This is a genomic window from Rhizobacter sp. P1_G5 (assembly GCF_056405435.1).
The window spans coordinates 1-706 of sequence record NZ_JBFUCB010001151.1 but is presented as its reverse complement, the minus strand read 5'-3'; the positions used below and the strand labels follow the sequence as shown (position 1 = coordinate 706).

Sequence of the window (706 nt, the reverse complement as noted above, 5' to 3'; positions counted from 1 at the left end):
GTCCTGGGTCGGTTCATCGAAGGCGAAGCAACTGGCTGACTGGCTCGGACCGCATGGTTTGCTCTGCACGGGTGAAGAAGCGCTCGTAGAGGACGCCCGATCGGGTGAGCTCGTGCGGGCGATGGCAGTTGAACTGGTTCTGAACGGGCTGGACGACGTCGGTGCTCGGCACGACGCACAACGGCTTTGGCCCTCCGTGCTGGTGGACGGCGGCATCAACGCCGTCGGGGCCGCGGTGACAACGCAGCGCTTGGACCACCCGGAGGGCGCTTGCATGATCTGCTCCTTTCGCGCGCCCAAGGTCGACGAACGAGCGCTGCAGTCCAGGGCGACGGGTCTCAGCCTTGCGTCGCTCAGTACCGGTCTGAACCGTCAGTTGACAGAGCAGGACATTGTTCAAGCACACGACTCTCAGCGCGACTGGTTGCGCGCGCAGTTGGCACAGGGCAAGACCATCTGCGCCACCATCACCGAGGCACAGTCGCGCGCGCTGGGGCTGGCGACGCAGGAGGGGTTCAGTCCGTCGGTTCCCTTCGTCGCCACCGCATCGGCCGCTCTGGTGATGGCGCAAGCGCTGAAGGCACTCTTCTTCCCGAACGCCGAGTTCACCCAGCGCTTCCAAATGGAGAGCTTCTTTATCGGACCGGAAGCATCGGTGGGTGTTCTGACTCGCGCCGACTTGACCTGCGAGTGCGTGGTTCATCGC

General features: G+C 64.3%; 1 protein-coding gene. It reads left to right on the top strand.

Going from position 1 to position 706, the window contains the following annotated elements; all coding sequences use genetic code 11:
- On the top strand, positions 1 to 706 hold a 706-nt coding region (locus AC1D12_RS34665; protein ID WP_477845577.1), incomplete at both ends, for a hypothetical protein.